The organism is Xanthomonas sp. 3498, assembly GCF_014199795.1.
Taxonomy (GTDB): domain Bacteria; phylum Pseudomonadota; class Gammaproteobacteria; order Xanthomonadales; family Xanthomonadaceae; genus Xanthomonas_A; species Xanthomonas_A rydalmerensis.
On record NZ_JACHOH010000002.1, the window covers coordinates 61,959 to 86,221 of the forward strand.

Annotated in this window: 15 protein-coding genes; 12 read left to right on the forward strand and 3 right to left on the reverse strand. The window is 68.3% G+C overall.

Features of this window, described 5'->3' with window-relative positions:
- Positions 1 to 34: 34 nt before the first annotated feature.
- From GGR66_RS05250 to GGR66_RS05275, 6 genes are all read left to right on the forward strand, one after another.
- Entirely contained in the window at positions 35 to 1,717 is a 1,683-nt protein-coding gene (locus GGR66_RS05250) for an OFA family MFS transporter (protein WP_184447521.1), read from the forward strand.
- A 14-nt stretch (positions 1,718 to 1,731) separates the two neighbouring features.
- On the forward strand, positions 1,732 to 2,571 hold the full coding sequence (gene fdhD / locus GGR66_RS05255) for a formate dehydrogenase accessory sulfurtransferase FdhD (protein ID WP_184447522.1): 840 nt from the start codon (positions 1,732 to 1,734) through the stop codon (positions 2,569 to 2,571).
- Complete coding sequence (locus tag GGR66_RS05260; RefSeq protein ID WP_184447523.1) at positions 2,568 to 4,916, forward strand: FdhF/YdeP family oxidoreductase; 2,349 nt, start codon at positions 2,568 to 2,570, stop codon at positions 4,914 to 4,916. The genes fdhD and GGR66_RS05260 overlap by 4 nt, the downstream gene beginning before the upstream one ends.
- The gene (locus GGR66_RS05265; RefSeq protein WP_184447524.1) at positions 4,906 to 5,154 is read left to right on the forward strand and encodes a hypothetical protein; all 249 of its coding nucleotides are present in this window, start codon (positions 4,906 to 4,908) and stop codon (positions 5,152 to 5,154) included. Before GGR66_RS05260 ends, GGR66_RS05265 begins: the two co-directional genes overlap by 11 nt.
- A gap of 667 nt (positions 5,155 to 5,821) precedes the next feature.
- Positions 5,822 to 9,166, forward strand: coding sequence for an Ice nucleation protein (locus tag GGR66_RS05270; protein ID WP_184447525.1), 3,345 nt, complete (start codon positions 5,822 to 5,824; stop codon positions 9,164 to 9,166).
- 370 nt (positions 9,167 to 9,536) lie between these two features.
- The gene (locus GGR66_RS05275; RefSeq protein ID WP_160965821.1) at positions 9,537 to 10,817 is read left to right on the forward strand and encodes an MFS transporter; all 1,281 of its coding nucleotides are present in this window, start codon (positions 9,537 to 9,539) and stop codon (positions 10,815 to 10,817) included.
- Here GGR66_RS05275 and GGR66_RS05280 read toward each other — a convergent pair.
- From GGR66_RS05280 to GGR66_RS05290, 3 genes are all read right to left on the reverse strand, one after another.
- Positions 10,798 to 12,135, reverse strand: a complete 1,338-nt coding sequence (locus tag GGR66_RS05280) for a diguanylate cyclase (RefSeq protein WP_184447526.1) — start codon at positions 12,133 to 12,135, stop codon at positions 10,798 to 10,800. The genes GGR66_RS05275 and GGR66_RS05280 overlap by 20 nt on opposite strands.
- Positions 12,136 to 12,224: 89 nt before the next feature.
- Positions 12,225 to 13,499, reverse strand: coding sequence for an FAD-binding oxidoreductase (locus GGR66_RS05285; RefSeq protein WP_184447527.1), 1,275 nt, complete (start codon positions 13,497 to 13,499; stop codon positions 12,225 to 12,227).
- A gap of 131 nt (positions 13,500 to 13,630) precedes the next feature.
- Positions 13,631 to 15,010, reverse strand: coding sequence for a glutamine synthetase family protein (locus tag GGR66_RS05290; protein WP_184447528.1), 1,380 nt, complete (start codon positions 15,008 to 15,010; stop codon positions 13,631 to 13,633).
- A gap of 266 nt (positions 15,011 to 15,276) precedes the next feature.
- Here GGR66_RS05290 and GGR66_RS05295 point away from each other — a divergent pair, with 266 nt between their 5' ends.
- The 6 genes from GGR66_RS05295 (at position 15,277) to GGR66_RS05320 (ending at position 24,261) form a co-directional block, all read left to right on the forward strand.
- Positions 15,277 to 16,032 (forward strand): gamma-glutamyl-gamma-aminobutyrate hydrolase family protein, encoded by a 756-nt coding sequence (locus GGR66_RS05295; RefSeq protein WP_160965827.1) that lies wholly within the window; start codon positions 15,277 to 15,279, stop codon positions 16,030 to 16,032.
- A gap of 5 nt (positions 16,033 to 16,037) precedes the next feature.
- Complete coding sequence (locus tag GGR66_RS05300) at positions 16,038 to 17,420, forward strand: glutamine synthetase family protein (protein ID WP_160965829.1); 1,383 nt, start codon at positions 16,038 to 16,040, stop codon at positions 17,418 to 17,420.
- A gap of 874 nt (positions 17,421 to 18,294) precedes the next feature.
- Complete coding sequence (locus GGR66_RS05305; RefSeq protein WP_184447529.1) at positions 18,295 to 19,659, forward strand: aspartate aminotransferase family protein; 1,365 nt, start codon at positions 18,295 to 18,297, stop codon at positions 19,657 to 19,659.
- Positions 19,660 to 19,750: 91 nt separating this feature from the next.
- Positions 19,751 to 20,872 carry a polyamine ABC transporter substrate-binding protein gene (locus GGR66_RS05310; RefSeq protein WP_184447530.1) on the forward strand — a complete coding sequence of 374 codons (1,122 nt, stop codon included), beginning with the start codon at positions 19,751 to 19,753 and terminating at the stop codon, positions 20,870 to 20,872.
- Between the two features lie 561 nt (positions 20,873 to 21,433).
- Positions 21,434 to 22,687: an HlyD family secretion protein gene (locus GGR66_RS05315; RefSeq protein WP_184447531.1), complete on the forward strand. Its 1,254-nt coding sequence runs from the start codon at positions 21,434 to 21,436 to the stop codon at positions 22,685 to 22,687.
- Positions 22,684 to 24,261: a DHA2 family efflux MFS transporter permease subunit gene (locus tag GGR66_RS05320; RefSeq protein WP_184447532.1), complete on the forward strand. Its 1,578-nt coding sequence runs from the start codon at positions 22,684 to 22,686 to the stop codon at positions 24,259 to 24,261. Before GGR66_RS05315 ends, GGR66_RS05320 begins: the two co-directional genes overlap by 4 nt.
- Positions 24,262 to 24,263: the final 2 nt, after the last annotated feature.

Genomic DNA, 24,263 nt, shown 5'->3' on the forward strand with positions numbered 1-24,263 from the left:
ACCCAGGGCGCCGACGCATCCGAGGGGACACCAGATGAACGACTTGCACCGCGTTGCCGGTTCCGCGCCGACCGATCGTGCCGGCCTGCTCTCGAAGGAACGCATCGTTGCCGGGCCGGGCTTCAACCGCTGGCTGGTGCCGCCTGCGGCATTGGCGATCCACCTGTGCATCGGCATGGCCTATGGCTTCAGCGTGTTCTGGCTGCCGCTGTCCAAGGCGCTGGGCATCACTGAGGCGGTGGCCTGCCCGGCCGACATGGGCTTCCTGGCGCGCATCGTCTCGGCCAGTTGCGACTGGAAGATCAGCGAACTGCAGTGGATGTACACGCTGTTCTTCGTGTTGCTGGGTTGCTCGGCGGCGCTGTGGGGCGGCTGGCTGGAACGCGCCGGCCCGCGCAAGGCCGGCGTGGTCGCGGCGCTGTGCTGGTGTGGCGGGCTGGTGATCTCGGCGCTGGGCATCCACCTGCACCAGATCTGGCTGCTGTGGCTGGGCTCGGGCGTGATCGGCGGCATCGGCCTGGGGCTGGGCTACATCTCGCCGGTGTCCACGCTGATCAAATGGTTCCCGGACCGCCGCGGCATGGCCACCGGCATGGCGATCATGGGCTTCGGCGGCGGCGCGATGATCGGCAGCCCGCTGGCCGACGCGCTGATGCGGCATTTCGCCGGCCCGGACTCGGTGGGGGTGAAGGAAACCTTCCTGGTCATGGCTGGCCTGTACTTCGTGTTCATGATGGCCGGCGCGTTCGGTTACCGGGTGCCGCCCAGCGGCTGGACCCCGGCCGGCTGGAGCGCGCCGACCGCCAGTGCCAACGCCATGATCACCGCGAACCACGTGCACGTGCGCAAGGTCTGGGGCATCCCGCAGTTCTGGCTGCTGTGGGGCGTGCTGTGCCTGAACGTGTCGGCCGGCATCGGCGTGATCGGCATGGCCTCGCCGATGCTGCAGGAGGTGTTCGGCGGCCGCCTGATCGGCGTGAACGCCGGCTTCGCCAGCCTCGATCCCACGCAACTGGCCGCCATTGCCGCCATCGCCGCCGGCTTCACCGGCCTGCTCAGCCTGTTCAACATCGGCGGGCGCTTCTTCTGGGCCAGCATGTCCGACAAGCTCGGCCGCAAGCACACCTACTCGCTGTTCTTCGTGCTCGGCATCGCCCTGTACGCGGCGGCGCCGTGGGCCGGCAAGCTCGGCGGCACTGCGCTGTTCGTGGGCATCTTCTGCGTGATCGTGTCGATGTACGGCGGCGGCTTCGCCACCATCCCCGCGTACCTGGCCGACCTGTTCGGCACGCAGATGGTCGGCGCCATCCACGGCCGCCTGCTGACCGCCTGGGCCACCGCCGGCATCCTCGGCCCGGTGGTGGTCGGCTACATGCGCGAGTACCAGTTGGGCATGGGCGTGCCGCCCTCACAGGTGTACAACACCACCATGTACATCCTGGCGGGGATGCTGGTGCTGGGCCTGATCTGCAACCTGCTGGTACGGCCGGTGGCGGCCAGGCACTTCATGACCCCGGAGGAGCTGGCCGCGGAGAAGCTGCTGGCCCACGAGCGGGTCGGCCGCAGCGGGCAGGCGTCGCCGGATGCGGCGCAGCTGGCGCTGGTCGGCCGCGGCGGCAATCCGCTGCTGCTGGTGCTGGCCTGGCTGGCGGTCGGGCTGCCGATGCTGTGGGGCATCTGGGTCACCCTGAAGAAAGCGTTCGTGCTGTTTCACTGAGTCGGAGGGTCGCCATGCAGTCGGGTGCGTCATCCAGGCCAGGTGCGGTCGCGCGCGGCGTGCACCGCCATCGCGACGGGCGCACGGCCATTGCCCAGGATCTGGTGGCGGCCGAGGTGCCGGTGGCGTTCGCCTACAACGACACGCCGTTCGTGGTGATGATGGCCACGCCGGAAGACCTGGAGGATTTCGCGCTGGGCTTCTCGCTCAGCGAGGGCATCGTCGAGACGCCGGCGCAGTTGCGCATCGAGGCGGTGGAGACCTATCTGGAGGGCGTGTCGCTGCGCCTGCGGATCCCGCCGGCGCAGGCCGCGGCGTTGCAGGCGCGGCGCCGCAACCTTGATGGGCGCAGCGGCTGCGGGGTGTGCGGCAGCGAGTCGCTGGAGGCGGTGCTGCGCACGCCGCGGCCGGTGCCGGCCGGCGCGCCCATCGTGGCCGCGGCGCTGGCCCGCGCCTTGCGTGCCTTGCGTGCGCGGCAGACCCTCAACGCGCTGACCGGCGCCACCCATGCCGCCGCCTGGGCCGATGCGCAGGGCGACCTGCAACTGATCCGCGAAGACGTCGGCCGCCATAACGCGCTGGACAAGCTGATCGGCGCCTTGGTCGGCGCCGGTCTCGATCCCGGCGCCGGCTTTGCCGTGGTGACCAGCCGCGCCAGCTACGAGATGGCGCTGAAGGCGACCCAGGCCGGCATCCCGCTGCTGGCCGCCATTTCCGCACCCACTGCGCTGGCCGTCACGCTCGCCGACAGCGCTGGCCTGACCCTGATCGGCTTCGCCCGCGATCACGATTACGTCGTCTACAGCCATCCGCAGCGCCTAGCGCAGACCGAACCCGCCGGAGAGCCCGCATGAGCAAGAAGACCATCCAGCCGTACACGCAACCGGCCGGCGGTTGGGGCGCGCTGCGCGCCGTGGCCAAGCACCTGATGGAGCAGGACGTGGCGGTGCAGGGGGCCAAGACCCTGCTGCACGCCAACCAGCCCGACGGCTTCGACTGCCCCGGTTGCGCCTGGCCCGACCGCGACCACACCTCCACGTTCGAGTTCTGCGAGAACGGCGCCAAGGCGGTAGCCGCCGAATCCACTGCACGCCGCGCCACCCCGGAGCTGTTCGCCCAGCACAGCGTCGCGCAACTGGCGCGCTACAGCGACTACTGGCTGGAAGGGCAGGGCCGGCTGACACAGCCGCTGCGCTACGACGCCGACACCGATCACTACGTGCCGATCGACTGGGATGCGGCGTTCGCGCTGATCGCCCAGCACCTCAATGGCTTGGCCTCGCCGGACGAGGCGATCTTCTACACCTCCGGCCGCACCAGCAACGAAGCCGCGTTCCTGTACCAACTGTTCGTGCGCGAGTTCGGCACCAACAACTTCCCGGACTGCTCCAACATGTGCCACGAGCCGTCCGGCACTGCGCTCAAGGCGCAGATCGGGGTCGGCAAGGGCACCGTCTCGCTGCAGGATTTCGAGCTGGCCGATGCGATCTTCATCTTCGGCCAGAACCCGGGCACCAACCATCCGCGCATGCTCGGCGAACTGCGCCAGGCGGCCAAGCGTGGCGCGGCGATCGTCTCGTTCAACCCGTTGCGCGAACGTGGCCTGGAGAAATTCGCCGATCCGCAGGACAAGCTGGAGATGCTGCACAACGGCTCCACGCGCATCTCCTCGGACTATTTCCAGCTGAAGATCGGCGGCGACCTGGCCGCGGTCAAGGGCATCATCAAGCATGTGCTGGAGCGCGATGCCGAGGCGGCCAGTGGCGGCCAGCCGCGGCTGCTGGACATGGAGTTCATCGACCGCCACACCGCCGGCTTCGAGGCCTTCGCCGCCGAGGTCGCGGCCGAGCCGTGGGACACCATCGTCGAGGAATCCGGGCTGAGCGAGCCCGCACTGCGCAAGGCCGGCGAGATCTACCTCAAGGCCGAGCGGCTGATCGCCTGCTGGGGCATGGGCATCACCCAGCACAAGCATTCGGTGGCGACCATCCAGATGATCGCCAACCTGCTGCTGCTGCGCGGCCACCTCGGCCGCCCCGGCGCCGGCCTGTGCCCGGTGCGCGGCCACAGCAACGTGCAGGGCGACCGCACCATGATGATCTACGAGCAGCCGCCTCAGGCGTTCCTGGACCGGCTGCAGAAGGTGTTCGGCTTCGCCCCGCCGCGCGCGCCCGGCTACGACACGGTCGGTGCGATCGAGGCGATGGCCGACGGCCGCGCCAAGGTGTTCTTCGCCATGGGCGGCAATTTCGCCACCGCCACGCCCGATACCGATGCCACCCATCGCGCGCTGCGCCGTTGCGAATTGACCGTGCACGTCACCACCAAGCTCAACCGCAGCCACCTGGTGCACGGGCGCGACGCGCTGATCCTGCCGTGCCTGGGCCGCACCGAGATCGACATCCAGGAGGGCGGACCGCAGCACGTCAGCGTCGAGGATTCGATGAGCATGGTGCACCTGTCCGGCGGCATCAATCCGCCGGCCTCGCCGCAGTTGCTGTCCGAGCCGGCGATCGTGGCGGGCCTCGCCGAGGCCACGCTCGGTGCGCGCAGCACGATACGCTGGCGCTGGCTGGTGGCCGACTACGATCGCATCCGCGACCTGATCGCGCAGATGTTCGACGACTTCGCCGACTTCAACGCGCGAGTGCGGGTGCCGGGCGGCTTCCGCCTGTCCAATGGCGCACGCGATCGCGTGTGGGACACGCCCGAGGGCCGCGCGGTGTTCAAGCCGCATGCGGTGCCCACCGACAACCCGATCCACCGCGCGCGCCGGCAGCATCCGGGCGAGCTGGTGTTCACCCTGGCCACCACGCGCTCGCACGACCAGTACAACACCACCATCTACGGCCTGGACGACCGCTACCGCGGCGTGTTCGGCGAGCGCCGGGTGCTGTTCATCAACGCCGCCGACATCGCCGACCTGGGCATGCGGGCGGGCGACTGGGTGGACCTGCACAGCCTGTGCGAGGACGGCGTGCCGCGCCAGGCCAAGCGCTTCATGCTGGTCGAGTACAACATCCCGCGCGGCTGCCTGGCCGCCTACTACCCGGAGACCAATGCGCTGGTGCCCCTGTCCAGCTTCGCCGACGAGGCGCGCACGCCCACCTCCAAGTCGATTCCGGTGGTGGTCACCGCGCATCTGGCCGATGCCGCCGCGGCCGCCCCGCGCGACATCGGTGTGGCGCTTGTCCGCTGATCCGCTGCTGACCGCGCGCCTGCTGCCCTTGCTGGCCGAAGCGCCGGAGGGCATGGCGCTGGCCCGCGTGTGCAAGCGCCTGGACGTGCGCATGAGCGTGTTGTTGCGCACCCTGGCCTGGCTGGGCGATGCCGAACTCGCCGGGCAGGCGGGGCCGGGCTGGGTGCGGGTGGAACGGGCGGGCGAACGCGAGCTGGCGGTGCTGACTGCCGCAGGTCGCGCACAACTGCCGCATTGAGCACGAAGCGGCAGCTACTTCAGATACCTCCCAATACCTGCACGCTGCGCCGCCGGCTCCGCTGCGGGCGTGCTGCGGCCCGCTCCCGACCGGGCGATCGGCTTTGGATATCGACATCGGTACGCGTGCACTGCCGGCATGTCTGCAGCGGGCGGTCATCGCACCATCTGGAAAAGCGCGTTGCGCTTGTGCGCCTCCAGCTCCGTCGCTCCGGCAACGAGTAGGTCGCCCTTTTTGTGTTAACGGAAGCACGCGGAAATTGATAATCAATTCTCGTCGCGTGGAAATATAATTTTAATACTTTCCCGTGGTAAGTGATCCAGTCGCGATTTAGTGCTTTTGGCGCGCGGAAGTCTTTCCCTGTCTCAATCCGTGAGAATTCCGGATTCGACGCTGCAGGTTGTTTCCACGAAGTGGGCCGGCGCAGCCGATCGAACATGCGGCCAGGCCAAGATCCGGATTCTGCCAGGCGGCGGCGTGGCTTTGCGGTTACGACCCACCCCTTTCGTGGAAATGCGGCAGTTACCTCGCCAGGCGTCTCTGGCGGTGGCCATGCCCATGACCATCGCAGCCGGAGTGGATGCGATGCAGCAGCGTTTTCCGTTGCAGGTCACGGATTCGTCCTGGGAAAACATCCTGTTTTTCATGCCCATAAGAGGATGATGCGATGATCACTGGAAAGATTTTGGCGTTGCGCACATGTGCCAATAATATGGCCGATCACTGTGGCTTGATCTGGCCGATATCGGGTTATGTGGAATGCAGATACTGGAAACCGTCCAGATTGCACGAGAACGGCCTGACGGGCCTGTTGTGGGGAAGAGGGGACTGGGCACATCTGAGCGCGCATGCCGATGCCCACTGGGTCGTCTGTGAAGTCGACGCCGGCGACGCGCTGCAGTTGCCAGAGGAGGGGATGATCAAGTTCCCGCGTGCGGCCGTGCTGCTTGTCGGGAATCGGAACGAGGCGCTGGACTATATTGCGCACAACATCCAGTTCTATGAGATGGCAAGTCAGGCAGCGGTGTCCGCCGAATCGCCGGACGTGCCGAGCCCAGGGGTGGCGCTGTCTGCACGGGCGACCCAGGCAACCCAGGGAACCCAGCCCAACTGGCCCACCCCGCCGCCCTTTGCAACACCGGTCGCCCCGGTTGCGGCGGTCATCGCGGCGAATCCTGGTGCATCGCGCCACGACGCCGTCGCAAGGAAGACCGAAACAGGTGTCTATGGCAGTACGCTCACCGGCTCCGACCAAAGCCGGCTGATCGCTGGCTACGGCAGTACCGAAACCGCCGGCGACCACAGCGATCTGATCGCCGGCTATGGCAGCACCGGAACCGCGGGATCCGACAGTTCCATCCTTGCCGGATACGGCAGCACCCAGACCGCCGCCGTCAGGAGCACGCTCATTGCGGGCTATGGCAGTACCCAGACGGCGCAGGAAGGCAGCCGCCTGACGTCCGGTTATGGCAGTACCGCGACCACGGGTGCCGACAGCGCCGTGATCTCCGGCTACGGCAGTACGCAGACCTCGGGTAGCGACAGTTCGCTGACGGCCGGTTACGGCAGTACGCAGACTGCACAGCAAGGCAGCGACATTACCGCCGGCTATGGCAGCACCGGCACTGCTGGCGCGGACAGCACGTTGATCGCCGGCTACGGCAGCACTCAGACCGCCGGTAGCGACAGCTCGCTGACGGCCGGTTACGGCAGCACGCAGACGGCGCGGCAGGGCAGCGACGTCACTGCCGGCTATGGCAGCACCGGCACCGCTGGCGCGGACAGCACGTTGATCGCGGGCTATGGCAGCACGCAGACCGCAGGCGGCGACAGTTCGCTGACGGCCGGTTACGGCAGCACCCAGACCGCGCGGCAGGGCAGTGACGTCACCGCTGGCTACGGCAGTACCGGCACCGCAGGCGCCGACAGTTCGTTGATTGCCGGCTATGGCAGCACGCAGACCGCAGGCAGCGACAGTTCGCTGACGGCCGGTTACGGCAGCACGCAAACGGCGCGGCATGGCAGCGACGTGACCGCCGGCTACGGCAGTACCGGCACCGCGGGCGCGGACAGCGCGCTGATCGCTGGCTATGGCAGCACGCAGACCGCCGGCAGCGACAGCTCGTTGACGGCCGGTTACGGCAGCACGCAAACGGCGCGGCATGGCAGCGACGTGACCGCCGGCTATGGAAGTACTGGCACCGCTGGCGCGGACAGCACGCTGATTGCCGGCTATGGCAGCACGCAAACCGCAGGCAGCAACAGCTCGTTGACGGCCGGTTACGGCAGCACCCAGACCGCGCGGCAGGGCAGCGACGTCACCGCCGGCTACGGCAGCACCGGCACCGCGGGCGCGGACAGCGCGCTGATCGCCGGCTATGGCAGCACGCAGACCGCCGGCAGCGACAGTTCGCTGACGGCGGGTTACGGCAGCACCCAGACCGCTCGGCAGGGCAGCGACGTGACCGCCGGCTATGGCAGTACTGGCACCGCGGGTGCGGATAGCACGCTCATTGCCGGCTATGGCAGCACGCAGACCGCCGGCAGCGACAGCTCGCTGACGGCCGGTTATGGCAGCACGCAGACAGCGCGCCAGGGCAGCGACGTCACCGCCGGCTACGGCAGTACCGGCACTGCAGGTGCGGACAGCACGCTGATCGCCGGCTATGGCAGCACGCAGACCGCCGGCAGCGACAGCTCGTTGACGGCCGGTTACGGCAGCACGCAAACGGCGCGGCATGGCAGCGATATCACTGCCGGCTATGGAAGTACCGGCACTGCCGGCGCCGACAGTTCGCTGATCGCCGGCTACGGCAGCACCCAGACCGCGGGCCACAACAGTAGCCTGACCACGGGCTACGGCAGCACCCAGACCGCTCGGGAGAGCAGTTCCCTCACCGCCGGCTACGGTAGCACCTCGATGGCGGGCTACGACAGCACGTTGACCGCGGGCTATGGAAGCACGCAAACCGCCGGCTACAACAGTACGCTGACCGCGGGCTATGGCAGCAACTCGACCGCCGGCCACGACAGTTCGTTGATTGCCGGTTATGGCAGTACCCAAACCGCCGGCTATGAGAGCACGTTGACCGCGGGATACGGCAGTTCGCTGACCGCGCAGCAGAACAGTTCGCTGACCGCCGGCTACGGGAGTACCGAGATCGCCGGCTACGCCAGCACGCTGATCGCCGGCTACGGCAGCTCCCAGACCGCCGGGTACGAGAGCACCCTGACCGCCGGCTACGGCAGTACCCAGATGGCCGAACACAGCAGTTCGCTGACGGCGGGCTACGGCAGCACCGGCATCGCCGGGCAGGACAGCTCGCTGATCGCCGGCTACGGCAGCAACCTGACCAGTGGCGTGCGCAGCTTCCTGACGGCGGGCTATGGCAGCAACTTGATCGCCAGCTACGGTAGCTCGCTGATCGCCGGCCATGACTGTATCCAGATCGCCGGCCACAAGAGCATGCTGATCGCAGGAAAAGGCAGCTCTCAGACGGCGGGGTCTCGCAGCACCCTGATTGCCGGTGCCGAAAGCGTGCAGACCGCTGGCGACCGCAGCAAGCTGATCGCCGGTGCCGACAGTACCCAAACCGCCGGCGATCGCAGCAAACTGTTGGCCGGACGCAACAGCCATCTCACCGCCGGCGACAGGAGCAAGCTCACCGCCGGGGACGACAGCACGCTGATGGCCGGCGACCGCAGCAAGCTGACTGCTGGCAAGAACAGCGTCTTGACCGCCGGCGCTCGCAGCAGGCTCATCGGCAGTCTGGGTTCGACGCTGACCGGCGGGGAGAATTCGACGCTCATTTTCCGCTGCTGGGACGGCGAGCGCTACACCAACCTCGTGGTCACGACCGGCGAGCAAGGCGTGGAAGCCGATATGCCGTATCAGGTCGACGAGCAAGGCAACCTCGTCGGAAGGGCCGATGCCGCCGAGGTGCTGGAGCTGGTGCCGTGCGTGCCCTCGGACCGTGATCCAGATGCCTTAAAGGACGCGCGCGACGCCTGAGGTGCGAGGTGACGGCGCAGGTCGTGGTCGCAACGGGACTCTGGATGCGTTCGAAGCCGCCCGGTTGCGTGCGTAGTTCGATTGCCTAGTTTTCCGGCCGCTCCCGGATGTGCTCGTGCGAGGCGCGCACGGGCACATCCGTGGTCGATCGTCGCGGTGTGGTGGGTGTCGTGCGACACGCTTTTGCGTTGTGCCCTTCGCCGGTTGCAACCGTTGCGGCCGTCGTCCGCTTCCGGACAGCTGATGTCACTTGCGGCATGGTGCACGAGGGATTCCAGGCAGCGGCAGCGCGGCACGGAACGGCTGCGCCACGCTGCGAAAGGGAGGGCGATCTGCCAGAATCGGCCGGTTGCCCGTCGATACCGCCTCCATGACCGCTGCCGCGTCCGCCGTTCCGCCCGTCAACTCGCCGCGTCGCGTGCTGCTGGCCAGCCTGGTCGGCACCACCATCGAGTTCTTCGACTTCTACATCTACGCCACCGCTGCGGTGTTGGTGTTCCCCAAGCTGTTCTTCCCCAAGGGCGACGCCGATGCGGCGCAGCTGCAGTCGCTGGCGACCTTTGCGGTGGCCTTCATCGCGCGGCCGTTGGGGTCGGCGCTGTTCGGCCATTTCGGCGATCGTGTCGGGCGCAAGGCCACCCTGGTGGCGGCGCTGCTGACCATGGGCCTGTCCACCGTGCTGATCGGCCTGTTGCCCAGCTACGACCGGATCGGCCTGTGGGCGCCTGCGCTGCTGGTGCTGTGCCGCTTCGGCCAGGGCCTGGGCCTGGGCGGGGAGTGGGGCGGGGCGGTGCTGCTGGCCACCGAGAACGCGCCGCCGGGCAAGCGCGCCTGGTACGGGATGTTCCCGCAGCTGGGCGCGCCGCTGGGCTTCCTGCTGTGTTCGGGCATCTTCCTGCTCCTGGGCGCGGTGCTGGACGATGCGCAGTTCCTGCGCTGGGGCTGGCGCATCCCGTTCGTCGCCAGCGCCCTGTTGGTGATCACCGGGCTGTGGGTGCGCCTGCGCATCCACGAGACCCCGGACTTCCAGCGCGCGCTGGACCGCAACGAGCGCGTGCGCCTGCCGATGCAGACGGTGCTGTCGCAGCACGCGGGCGCGACGGTGCTGGGCACGTTCGCGGTGCTGGCGACCTTCGTGCTGTTCTACCTGATGACGGTGTTCGCGCTGGGCTACGGCACCACCACGCTGCACTACAGCCGCGAGCAGTTCCTGCTGCTGCAGATGGTCGGCATCCTGTTCTTCGCCGCCGGCATCCCGTTGTCGGCGTGGTACGGCGACCGCCGCGGCACGCGCCCGGCGATGCTGGTGGCCAGCGTGGCCATCATCGCGTTCGGGCTGCTGTTCGCGCCGCTGTTCCAGGCCGGGCAGCCCTGGCAGGTGCTGGCCTTCCTGGCGCTCGGGTTCTTCTTCATGGGCCTGACCTACGGCCCGTGCGGCACGCTGCTGGCCGAACTGTATCCGGTGCCGGTGCGCTACACCGGCGCCTCGCTGGCGTTCAACCTGGCCGGCATCGTCGGCGCGGCGCCGGCGCCGTATGTGGCGGTGTGGCTGGCCACGCACCATGGCCTGCCGTGGGTGGGCTACTACCTCAGCGCGGCGGCGCTGCTGACCGTGCTGGCACTGCTGGCGATCAGGCGGCCGCGTCGCTGAGCGCCGGCTCCGCCGGCGGCGCGTGTTCGACCCGGTTGCGGCCGCCGGCCTTGGCCAGGTACAGGTACTTGTCGGCCTCGGTCAGTAGCGGATGCAGGGTCTGGCGTTGTGCGCCGCTGCTGCTGACGCCGATGCTGATGGTGAGGCGCAGGATCTGCGCGCCCAGCGGGATTTTGAGGTCGGCGATGCGCGCGCGCAGGGTTTCGAAGTAGTCGGCCGCCGCGGTGGCGTCCAGGCCCGGCACCAGCATGCAGAATTCCTCGCCGCCGAAGCGCGCCACCATGTCCTGCGGCCTCGCGTGCGCGGCCAGGGCTGCGGCGACCGCGCGTAGCGCTTCGTCGCCGGCCTCGTGGCCGAACGTGTCGTTGATGTGCTTGAAGTGGTCGATGTCGAGCATCGCCACGGCGACCGGCTCCTGCCGCGCCAGCCACTTCGCCAGCACGCGCTGGCTCTGTTCGAGGAAGTGCCGGCGGTTGGGCAGGCTGGTGAGGAAGTCCCGCGTCGCCAGGTCCTGCAAGGTGCCGATCAGTTCCAGCTGATCCACGTTCTGCGAGACCCGGCAGAAGAATTCCTCGCGCGAAAAGGGCTTGCGCAGGAAGTCGTTGGCGCCGTTCTTGAGGAAGCGCGGCACCAGCGACGGATCGTTGTTGCCAGACAGGCCGATCACCGCCAGCATGTCGCGCGCGCGCAACGCACGCAGCCTGCGGGTGAATTCCACGCCTTCCATGCCCGGCATCTCCTGGTCCACCACCGCCAGGCGGATCGACGGGTTGGCCTCGATCGCGCGCAGCCCCGCAGCGCCGTCGGCGGCCTCGACCACGCGGTAGCCGTACATCGACAGCAAGCAGGCGGCATAGGCGCGCGCCGACGGCGAGTCGTCCACCACCAGCGCGGTGATGGACCGGTTGCGCGCCAGCCGCTGCACCAGCCAGGCCAGGTAGTCGATGCTGTCCGGTGCGTTCTTCAGCACGAAGTCGATGATCTGCTGGGTCAGGATGCGCTTGCGCAGGCTTTCGTCGTAGACGCCGCTGACCACCACCGTCGGCAGTCCGCGTGCGACGAAGAAATCCACCACCGTGTCGCGGTCGCCGTCGGCCAGCACCAGTCCGGTCAGCGCCAGGAACCAGGGGCCGCCGTCATCCAGGGCGGCGGCGGCCTCGGCCAGGGTGGAGACCACGACCACCGGCAGTTCGACCCGTTGCTCGATCGCCGCGCGCAGCAGGTCGGTGAAGGTGCGCGAGTTTTCCACCAGCAGGATGCGCTGCTGTGCAGGGCTGCCGTCGGGGGCGATCGGGGAGATCGGCAGCGGGTGCGACATGCGTGCCTCGCGGGCGGCAATCCAGGGGTGGAACCCCGGTTAGCGGCCGCGCGCGCGCGAACTTGAGGGCGGCGCGGTCGCGCCGGCGGTCACCACAGCGCGTCGCGCAGCTTGTACCAGGACATCGCCGCCACCAGCAGCGGCGTGCGCAGCAGGCGGCCGCCAGGGAAGGGGGCGTGTGGGATCCGCGCGAACACGTCCAGCCGCTGCGCCTGCCCGGCGATCGCCGCGGCGATGACCGCGCCGGCCAGGCCGGTCGCAGCCACGCCATGGCCGGAAAACCCCTGCGCGAAGTACACGTTCGGGGTCAGCCGGCCCCAGTGCGGGGCGCGGTTGCGGGTGATGTCGACGTAGCCGCCCCACACCGACGCCATCTCGACCTGGCGCAATTGCGGGAACACCCGCCGCATGCGCCGGGTCATCACCCCGCGCAGGCCCGGCGGCGGCAGCGACGAATAGCTGGCACGGCCGCCGAACAGCAGCCGGTGGTCGCGGCTGAGGCGGAAGTAGTCCAGCGCCCAGTTGACGTCGGCCACCGCCATGTCGTTGCCGATCAGCTCGCGGGCCAACGCCTCGCCCAGCGGCGCGCTGGCGCCGATGTAGGTGCCGACCGGCATGATCCGCGATTCCAGTTCCGGGGCGATGCCGCGCAGCCAGGCGTTGCCGGCGAGGATGGCGAATTCGCCTTCGACCTCGCCGTGCGCGCTGCGCAGGATCGGTCGCGCCCCGCGCACCAGTTGCGTGACCGGGGTCTGCTCGTAGATGCGCACGCCGGCGGCCAGCGCCGCCCGCGCCAGGCCGCGCGCGTACTCCAGCGGGTGCAGGTGGCCGCTGGCCGCGTCGTACATCGCCCCCAGGTAACGCGGGCTGCGCAGCTGCGACTGCAACTGCGCGCGGTCCCACCATTGCAGCGGATAGTCGTAGCGCTGCGCCATCTCGATGATGCCAGCGCGCAGCGCGCGCTCCTGACGCGGTTTGATCGCCACGTGCGCATGGCCGTCGCGCCAGTCGCAGGCGATGCCGTGGCGGGCGATGCGGGTGCGCAGCAGCTGCATGCCGTCGCGGGAGAAATCGAACAGCCGCCGCGCATCGTCCTGGCCGAGCAGGGCTTCCAGGGTGTGCTGCTCGCAGCCGTAGCCGACGATGGCCTGCCCGCCGTTGCGCCCGGACGCGCCCCAGCCGACGCGCTGCGCCTCCAGCACCACCACCCGATACCCGGCCTCGGCCAGGGCCAGCGCCGCACTCAGCCCGGTGTAGCCCGCGCCAAGGATGCACACGTCGGCGCGCACCTGCCCACGCAACGGCTCCTGCGCCGGGAACGGCGTGGCGCTTTGGGTATACCAGTTGCGGGAGTGGGAGGGCATGCGAATGGGGATTCGGGATTGGGAATTAGAGATTGGGAGTCGCGCTGCTGGGAACTGGGTTCATCGGACCAGAAGAGGGCCGTCGTGCTGCCGTTACGAATCCCCAATCCCGAATGCCCAATCCCCGCACCTCACACCGTCCGCAGATACCAGCGATAGTCCACATCGCTGACCTGCGCCTGGAAATCCAGCAGCTCGCGGCGCTTCTGCTGGCCGTAGATATGCCGGAAGCGTGTGCCGAAATGGGCGGCGGCGAAGTCGCTGTCCAGGAAGCGGGCGATTGCGCCGCGCCAGTCCGGTTCGCGTGCGGCGTGCTGCGCGTAGGCGTTGCCCTGGGTCGGCGGGCCCGGATCGAGGCCCTGCGCCAGGCCGTGTTCGATGCCGGCCAGCACCGCCGCGGCGACCAGGTAGGGATTGGCGTCGGCGCCGGCGATGCGGTGTTCGATGCGGGTGTTGGCCGGGTCGCTATGCGGCACCCGCATCGCCACGGTGCGGTTGTTGAAGCCCCAACTGTCGTTGAGCGGAACGAAGGCATTGGCGACGAAACGCCGGTAGCTGTTGGCGTGCGGCGCGAACAGTAGCAGGCAGTCCTCGGCGCTGCGCTGCAAACCGCCGATGGCATGGCGCAGCGGCGCGGCCGGCGCCTGCGGGGTGCAGGCGAACACGTTGTGGCCGGCGTCGTCGAGCAGGCTCACGTGCACATGCAGGCCGCTACCGGACTGCGCGGCGAACGGCTTGGCCATGAAGCTGGCGAGCAGTCCCTGCTGCTGCGCGATCGCCTTGATCGCGCGCTTGAGCAGCACCGCATCGTCGCAGGCGGCCAGCGCATCGGCGCGATGCTTGAGGTTGATCTCGAACTGGCCGGGCGCGTACTCGGCCACCGCGGTGTCGGCCGGAATGCCCTGCGCGCGGCAGGCCTGCGCGACCGCATCGGTGAAGCCACGCTGGTCGTCCAGTTCCTGCATGTAATAGACCTGGGTGCTGTCGTTGCGCAGCCCGCTGTGGGCGTGCAGCGGCGGCTGCGGGCGACCATGCGCGTCGGCATGCGGGTCGAACAGGTAGAACTCCAGTTCCACCGCGATCACCGGCGTCAGTCCGCGCGCTTGCAGGCGTGCCAACACCTGCGCCAGCACCTGGCGCGGGGCGAAGTCGAGTGCGCCGCCGGCGCCGTCCTGCATCGCCAGCAGCAGTTGCGCCGAGGGCACCGGCGCCCACGGCACCGGCCGCAGGCTGCCCGGCACCGGGAAGCACAGCCGGTCCTCGTCGCCGATGTCGTAGCCCAGCCCGGTTTCCTCGACGGTGTTGCCGGTGATGTCGGTGGCGATCAGCGACATCGGCAGGCACACGCCGTCGCGGTAGACCTTGTCCAGCGCGTCGCGGGCGATGCGCTTGCCGCGCAGCAGGCCGTTGCAGTCCGGCAGCAACAGGTCGATCTGCTCGCAGCCGGCGATGCGCTGCAGGGTCTGGGCGTCGTCCGGGGGCAGCAGCGGGGCATCGTGCATGCGGGTCATCGCGGCGGACTGCGGGAGTGCTTCGAGCTTAGCAGAGCGCCATGGCGTCAAGAATACTCAACAGGTGCCCGGCGCGATGTGCCGGCGTTCAATCAAGCGGTTGCGCGGCGGTTGCGCGGTTTTGCCGAGTTGCAGGCGCAATGCACGCATTGCACAGGTACTGCAATCGCTGCGCGCGCGCGCTCTGTGTTGCGTTCCGCAGTGCGTCGTGTTGTAAAAATAAAACGCCCGCGGTAAGTTGCGGCGACGCCGCACGAGTTCTTCGCATGGCCGTATCGCCCCTGGTCGGCGTGCCGACCGACCGCAAGCTCATCGGCCACCATCCGTTCCTGGCGGCAGGCGAAAAGTATCTGCGCGCCGCCGTCGATGGAGCCGGGGTGACCCCGGTGTTGCTGCCGTCGCTGCAGCCGCCGGTGGATGCCCGCGCCTGGCTGACGCGCCTCGACGGCCTGCTGCTGACCGGCGCGGTCAGCAACATCGAGCCGCATCACTACAGCGACGAGCCGAGCTGGCTCGGCAACATTCACGACCCGGCGCGCGACGCCAACACCCTGGACCTGATTCCGCAGGCGATTTCGCTGGGCCTGCCGATCCTGGCGATCTGCCGCGGCTTCCAGGAAGTCAACGTCGCCCTCGGCGGCACGCTGCATCAGAAGGTGCATGCGCAGCCGGGGTTGTCCGATCACCGCGAGGATCCGCAGGCGTCGCTGGAGGCCCAGTACGCGCCGGCGCACGAGGTGACGCTGAGCCACGGCGGCTGGCTGGAGGAGATCGCCGGCCGCGACCGGGTGCGGGTCAACTCGCTGCACGGGCAGGGCGTGGCCCGGCTCGGCGGCGACCTGATCGTCGAGGCGCTGGCGCCGGACGGGCTGATCGAGGCCTTTCGCGGCATCGGCCCCGGCTTCCTGCTGGGCGTGCAATGGCATCCGGAGTGGCGGGTGCTGGACGACGCGTTCTATCTCGGCATCTTCCAATCCTTCGGCGACGCCTGTCGCCACTATGCGGCCACCCGCAGGCACTGATTCCCATGGCCAGTCGACCCCGATCGCGCAAGCACACCCCGGAACAGCAGGAAAGCTCGCTGCGGCGCTGGCTCAAGGAACGCCACATCACCGAGGTCGAGTGCCTGGTGCCGGACATCACCGGCAACGCCCGCGGCAAGATCATTCCCGCCGCCAAGTTCTCGCACGACTACGGCACGCGGCTGCCCGAGGGCATCTTCGCCACCACCGTCACCGGCGACTACCCGGACGACTACTACGACCTGACCTCGCCCTCGGATTCGGACATGCAACTGCGCCCGGACCCGGACACGGTGCGGATGGTGCCGTGGGCCGCCGACCCCACCGCGCAGGTGATCCACGATTGCTACACCAAGGAAGGCCAGCCGCACGAACTGGCGCCGCGCAACGTGCTGCGCGGGGTGCTGGCGGCGTATGCGGCGATCGGCTACAAGCCGGTGGTGGCGCCGGAGCTGGAGTTCTTCCTGGTGCAGAAGAACACCGACCCGGACTTCCCGTTGCTGCCGCCGGCCGGTCGCTCGGGCCGTCCGGAGACGGCGCGGCAGTCGTATTCGATCGACGCGGTCAACGAGTTCGACCCGATCCTGGACCTGATGTACGACTATTGCGACGCGATGGAACTGGACGTGGACACGCTGATCCACGAATCTGGCGCGGCGCAGCTGGAGGTCAACTTCACCCACGACGACGCGCTGTCGCGCGCCGACCAGGTGTTCCTATTCAAGCGCACCATGCGCGAGGCGGCGCTACGCCACGGCGTGTACGCCACCTTCCTGGCCAAGCCGATGGAGAACGAGCCGGGCAGCGCGATGCACATCCACCAGAGCCTGGTGGACAAGCACGGCAAGAACGTCTTCAGCGGCCGCCGCGCCGGCGAGTACAGCCGCACCTTCGCCCATTACCTGGCGGGCCTGCAGAAGTACGTGCCGATGGCAATGGCGGTGCTGGCGCCGAACGTCAATTCCTACCGCCGGCTGATGTTCGGCGAGGTGTCGCCGAGCAACGTGCTGTGGGGCTTCGACAACCGGACCTGCGGCCTGCGCGTGCCGATCGACACGATCGAGAACATGCGGGTGGAGAGCCGCTTCGCCGGTTCCGACGCCAACCCGTACTTGGCGATGGCGGCGACGCTGGCCTGTGGCCTGCTGGGCATCCGCGAGAAGCTGGAGCCGACCGCGCCGATCAGCGGCAACGGCAAGGAGTTGGGCTATCAGTTGCCGCGCTCGCTGGGCGAGGCGCTGGACGAGTTGGAGCGGTGTGCGCCGTTGCAGGAGTTGCTGGGGCCGCGCTTCGTGCGGGCGTACATTTCGGTCAAGCGCAAGGAGTACGAGACGTTCTTCCGGGTGATCAGTTCGTGGGAGCGGGAGTTCTTGTTGTTGAACGTGTGAGCTGCTTGCGGACGCTCTGGTTGGGCTGCTTCAGGTTTGTTCGTACTCATCGTCGGTGCTTCGGCTTCGGCTTCGGCTCGGCTTCGGCTTACGCTTCTGCTGTTGCTTCGGCTGTTGTCTTTGGCTTTTGATTTACCGGGTTCCCTTCCGAAGCGGCGAACCAGGCGGGAAAAACCCGAAGGGCGGCGCACAGGGACGTGCGCCGTCCGCGGCAGGGGCAGGATGCCCCTTCCGCGGATCCCGTCTGGTTCGCGGACCCGGAGCGCGCAGCGCGGAGGGCGCGCAGGCAGGGCGCGCTTTCTTTTGGTTACCTTTTCTTTGCGCGAGCAAAGAAAAGTAACTCGCCCGCAAGGGCGAAAGCCTTTGCTGTTGCTTCAGGCTTGAGTGTCGGATGAGAAAGACTGTAGGAGCGGCTTTAGCCGCGACCAACGTAATTGGTCATACCTGTCGCGGCTGAAGCCGCTCCTACAATTCAGCCATGGCGGCAGCATCTTCAAGAGCAAAGCTTTCGCCTGGCGGCGAGTCACTTTTCTTTGCTTGTGCAAAGAAAAGTAACCAAAAGAAAGCACACCCTGCCTCGCGCCCTCCGCGCTAACGCGCTCCGGGTCCGCGTCCACCCCGGGGATTCGCGGAAGGGGCATCCTGCCCCTGCCGCGAACGGCGTACATCCATGTACGCCGCCCTTCGGGTTTTTCCCCGGGCTGGCCGCCGCTTCGGAAGGGAACCCGGTAAGGCAAGGGCAACAGCAAGAGCAACGGCAACAGCAACGGCAACAAGAGCAACGGCAACAACAAGAGCACCAGTACCAGCAACAGCAACAGCAACAGCAAAGCTTGGCCGCGGCGGCGGCCTTGGCACCGACATTGGAGTGGACATGGACCGGATCGACACGCGTGCGCTGCAGGACCTGGATGCCGCGCACCACCTGCACCCGTTCAACGACAACGCCGCCCTGGCGCAGAAAGGCACCCGCATCCTCACCCGCGGCGACGGCGCCTACGTCTGGGATGCCGACGGCAATCAATTGCTCGACGCCTTTGCCGGCCTGTGGTGCGTCAACGTCGGCTACGGGCGCAAGGAACTCGGTCAGGCCGCCGCGCGGCAGATGGAGCAGCTGGCGTACTACAACAGCTTCTTCCAGTGCACCACCGAACCCACCATCCGCCTGGCCGCCAAGCTCGCCGAACTGGCGCCAGGCGACCTCGACCATGCCTTCTTCACCAACTCCGGCTCCGAGGCCAATGACACCATCCTGCGCCTGGTGCGGCACTTCTGGGCAGTGCAGGACCAGCCGCAGAAAACCATCTTCATCGGCCGCCACGACGGCTACCACGGCACCACCATGGCCGGCGCCAGCCTCGGCGGGATGAAGGGCATGCACCGCCAGGGCGGCCTGCCGATCCCGGACATCCACCACATCGATCCGCCGTACGGTTTTGGCGACGGCGGTGACATGGATCCGGACGAGTACGGGCTGCTGGCCGCGCGGCGGCTGGAAGACAAGATCCTGGAGCTGGGGCCGGAGCGGGTGGCCGCGTTCATCGGCGAACCGATCATGGGCGCGATCGGCGTGTACATCCCGCCGCGCAGCTATTGGCCGGAGATCGAGCGCATCTGCCGCCGCTACGACGTGCTGCTGGTCGCTGACGAGGTGATCTGCGGCTTCGGCCGGACCGGCGAATGGTTCGGGTCGCAGCACTTCGGCTTCCAGCCGGACGTGATGACCATCGCCAAGGGCATCACCTCCGGCTACATCCCGCTCGGCGCGGCGATGTTCGGCACGCGCGTGGCCACGGTGCTGAAGGAGCAGGGCGGCGAGTTGGCGCACGGCTGCACCTATTCCGGCCACCCGGTGTGCGCGGCGGTGGCGCTGGAGAACCTGCGCCTGCTGCAGGACGGGGGCATCGTCGCACACGCGCGCAGCGAGATCGCGCCGTACCTGGCGCAGCGCTGGGCCGAGCTGGGCGAGCATCGGCTGGTCGGCGAGGCGCGCATCGTCGGCATGATCGGTGCGCTGGAACTGGTGCCGGACAAGCCACGCCGGCACTACTTCCCCGAGCGCGGCAAGGTCGGCGCGCTGTGCCGCGACAATGCGCTGCGCCGCGGCCTGATCCTGCGCGCCACCAACGACGCGATGCTGCTGTCGCCGCCGCTGATCCTCAGCCGCGCCCAGGTCGACGAACTGTTCGACAAGGCCTGGCTGGCGCTGGAGGACACGGCGCAGGCCCTGGGCAAATAGCCCGGCGCTGGGTAGTCTGGAACGTCGACCCCGGATCCGGCGCGCCTCGCCGATCCTCCCCCTCTTGCCCATGGACCTGCGGAGACCTGCCATGACCTTGCGACTGCTCACTCTTTCCCTGGCCACGGCGCTGCTCGCCGGCTGCGGCGGCTCCGGCAGCGATGCGGACAAGGCGGGGCAGGGCGAGGCGAAGGTGCTCAACGTGTACAACTACTCGGACTACATCGCCGAGAACACGATTCCCGACTTCGAAAAGCAGACCGGCATCAAGGTCACCTACGACGTCTTCGACAGCGACGAGATGGTGGAGACCAAGCTGCTGGCCGGCGGCAGCGGCTACGACGTGGTGGTGCCGACGCTGAACTTCTTCGGCCGGCAGATCCAGGCCGGCGTGTTCCTGCCGCTGGACAAGAGCAAGATCCCCAACCTGGGCAATCTCGACCCGCAGATCATGCAGCGCATCGCGCAGCAGGATCCGGGCAACAAGTACGGCGTGCCGTACATGGTCGGCACCACCGGCATCGGCTACAACGTGGACAAGGTCAAGGCCGCGTTCGGCAGCACCGACATCGCCAACAGCTGGGACCTGGTGTTCAAGCCCGAGAACCTGTCCAAGCTCAAGGACTGCGGCGTGACCCTGCTGGACACGCCCTCGGACCTGATCCCGATCGCGCTGCACTACCTGGGCGAGGATCCGCACAGCACCGATCCCGCCAAGATCGAGCAGGCCGCGGCGCTGATCAAGCGCATCCGCCCGTACGTGCAGAACTTCCACTCCTCGCAGTACGTGACCTCGCTGGCCAACGGCAGCACCTGCCTGGCGGTGGGCTGGTCCGGCGACATCATCCAGGCGCGCGACCGCGCCGAAGAAGCCAAGAACGGCGTGCACGTGGCCTATTCGATCCCCAAGGAAGGCGCACCGCAATGGTTCGACATGCTGGCCATCCCCAAGGACGCCAAGCATCCGGAGAACGCCTACGCGTTCATCAACTACCTGCTGACGCCGAAGGTGGCCGCGGCCAACACCGACTTCATCCATTACGCCAACCCGGTGCCGCAGGCGACCCCGCTGGTGGACGCGGCGATCCGCAACGACCCCACCATCTATCCGCCGCCGGACGTGGCCGCGAAGATGTTCACCTATTCGATCAACCCGCCCGAGGTGGACAAGCTGTACACCCGCCTGTGGACGGAGATCAAGACCGGCCGCTGAGCCGCTGGCGTTCGCGGTCCGGGTAACGCTTTGCGGTTTGACCCGGACAGCTATCGCACTGCGCTTGCCCAAGCGACCAGGGTGAGGGTAAGAGGCTGTTGTGGGAGGGACATCAGTCCCGACGCCATGCCGCCCGGGACATCTGGCGTCTTCGCTCGTCGCGGCTGAAGCCGCTCCTACAAGGTTTGCTGGCGCACGCAGGTACCGCGCCGGCGGGCTCTCCCGGTTGAGATCGGACAGGCAGGAACCGCTCCCGTAGAAGCGGCTTCAGTCGCGACGGGCCTTCCCGATAGCGCCTCGTCGCGCGGCTGAAGGGCGCCCCGAAGCATCGGTCCCCCATCGGGATGAGAGACCGGGACATCGCTCCCTCGACGCGAGCGACCGGGTCTGGCGCTGACCAAGCGTCCGCAATCGCGTAGACGCCGCAGGGCCATCGCCACGCGATGCTCACATACTCTGTACTCGCCGGTACAAATAATGCGCCGGCCGGCGTACGCTACCGTTTGGTGGTGTCGCCGTCCCGACCCGGCGACGTTCTTCCTCTCCCCAGGAATCAGCGACTTGAGCAACCACGACCCAGACTCCTCGCAGGCGCCGCGGCAGGCCGCCGCGCACGACGCCCACGCCGACCAGGGCCAGGCCGGCAAGCGCCGGGACGACGCGGGCGGCGACGACGCCGGCAATGCCGACACCCCGTCGCCGCTGAAGAACCCGAAGGTCAAATGGACCCTGCTGCTGATCGGCCTGGTGGTGGTGATCGGCCTGGTGGTGTGGCTGATCTACTACCTCACCACCGGCCGCTACCTGCAGGAGACCAACAACGCCTACCTGCAGGCCGACACGGTTGCGGTGGCGCCGCGGGTCAACGGCTACGTGACCGCGGTGTACGTGCGCGACAACCAGACCGTCGCCGCCGGGCAGCCGCTGCTGGAGATCGACCCGCGCACCTACCGCGCCACGCTGGAGCAGGCGCAGGCCGCCATTGCGGTACGCCAGGCCAACATCGCCGCCGCCGAGGCCGGGCTGCAGGCGCAGCGCGCGACCCTGCTGCAGGCGCGTACCCAGGTCACCGCGGCCGCAGCCAGTCTGCGCTTCGCCCAGGGTGAGGCCAAGCGCTTCGGGCCGTTGGCCGCCTCCGGTGCCGACACCCACGAGCACTACGAAAGCATCCTGCACGACCGCGACCGTGCGCAGGCGCAGTTCGACGCGGCCAAGGCCCAGGTGGTCGCCGCCGAGAGCCAGGTGCAGGGCACCAGTGCCCAGCTCGACCAGGCGCGCGCCGCGCTGGTGCAGGCGCAGGCCGATGCCGACCAGGCGCAGGTGGCGGTGGAGGACACCCGCCTGACCGCGCGCATCGCCGGGCGCATCGGCGACAAGACCGTGCAGGTCGGCCAGTTCGTCGCCGCCGGCACCCGGCTGATGAGCGTGGTGCCGGTGGACGCGCTCTACCTGAGCGCCAACTTCAAGGAAACCCAGGTCGGGCTGATGCGGCCCGGGCAGCCGGCGCGGATCGAGGTCGATGCGCTGTCGGGCGTGGAACTGGACGGCGTGGTCGAGAGCATCGCGCCGGGCACCGGCTCGCAGTTCGCGCTGCTGCCGCCGGAGAACGCCACCGGCAACTTCACCAAGGTGGTGCAGCGGGTGCCGGTGCGGATCCGGCTCAAGGCCGACGCGGAAGCGCGCAAGGTGCTGGTGCCGGGCATGTCGGTCACCGTGACCGTCGATACGCGCGGCGCCAAGGACGCCAAGGAGCGCGTGAAGCAGGAAGACGCGCAGGGCCAGGATGCGGTCGCCCCGCGCGGGCGCAACCCGTGAGCGAAGCGGCCGCGGCGGCTGGCGCGCAGGCGCCGCGCAAGGCCGACAGCGGCGCCTGGCTGGCGGTCGCCGCCGGCACCATCGGTTCGTTCATGGCGACGCTGGACATCTCCATCGTCAACGCCGCGCTGCCGACCATCCAGGGCGAGGTCGGCGCCAGCGGCACCGAGGGCACCTGGATCTCGACCTCCTACCTGGTCGCCGAGATCGTGATGATCCCGCTGACCGGCTGGTTCGTGCGCACCCTCGGGCTGCGCAATTTCCTGCTGATCTGCGCGCTGTTGTTCACCTTCTTCTCGGTGGTGTGCGGGCTGTCCAACAGCCTGACCATGATGATCCTCGGCCGCGTCGGCCAGGGCTTCGCCGGCGGCGCGTTGATCCCCACCGCGCTGACCATCGTCGCCACGCGCCTGCCGCCAGCGCAGCAGACCCTGGGCACGGCGCTGTTCGGCATGACCGTGATCCTGGGTCCGGTGATCGGGCCGCTGCTGGGCGGCTGGCTCACCGAGAACGTCAGCTGGCATTACGCGTTCTTCCTCAACGTGCCGGTCTGCGCCGGCCTGGTGGCGCTGCTGCTGCTCGGCTTGCCGCACGAGCGCATGTACCTGCGCGGGCTGCTGGATGCCGACTGGCTCGGCATCTTCGGCCTGACCGCGGGGCTGGGCGCGTTGACCGTGGTGCTGGAAGAAGGCCAGCGCGAGCGCTGGTTCGAATCCACCGAGATCGTGCTGCTGAGCGTGGTCTCCCTGGTCGGCTTCATCGCCCTGGTGGCCTCGCAGTTCTTCAGCCGGCAGCCGGTGATCCGCCTGTCGATCCTGCTGCAGCGCAGTTTCGGCGCGGTGTTCGTGATGGTGATGGCGGTGGGCATGATCCTGTTCGGGGTCATGTACATGATCCCGCAGTTCCTGGCGGTGATCTCCGGCTACAACACCGAGCAGTCGGGCTACGTGGTGCTGTTGTCGGGCATTCCCACGGTGTTGCTGATGCCGATGATGCCCAAGCTGCTGACCACGGTGGACGTGCGCCTGCTGGTGCTCGGCGGACTGACCTGTTTCGCCAGCGCCTGCTTCGTCAACATGCATCTCACCGCCGAGTCGGTCGGCATGCACTTCGTCGCCGGACAGCTGCTGCAGGGCTGCGGGCTGGCGCTGGCGATGATGTCGCTGAACCAGGCGGCGATCTCCTCGGTGCCGCCGGACCTGGCCGGCGACGCGTCGGGCCTGTTCAATGCCGCGCGCAACATGGGTGGCTCGATCGGCCTGGCGCTGATCTCCACCTTCCAGGAGCGGCGCATGGTGTTCCATACGCAGATGCTCGGCAGCGGCACCACCGCCAACTCTCCATTGGCGCAGGACTACCTGCACGGCATCAGCGCGCAACTGCAATCGGTCTCCGGTGCCGGCGCGGCGATGCAGTCGCTGGCGCAACTGGCGCGGCTGGCGCAGCAGCAGGCGCTGGTGATGACCTACAACGACCTGTTCTGGATCTTCGGGGTGATCGTGGTCTGCACGATCCCGCTGGCGTTCCTGCTCAAGCCGCTGCCCAAGGGCGGCGCTCCGCTCGCGATGCATTGAGG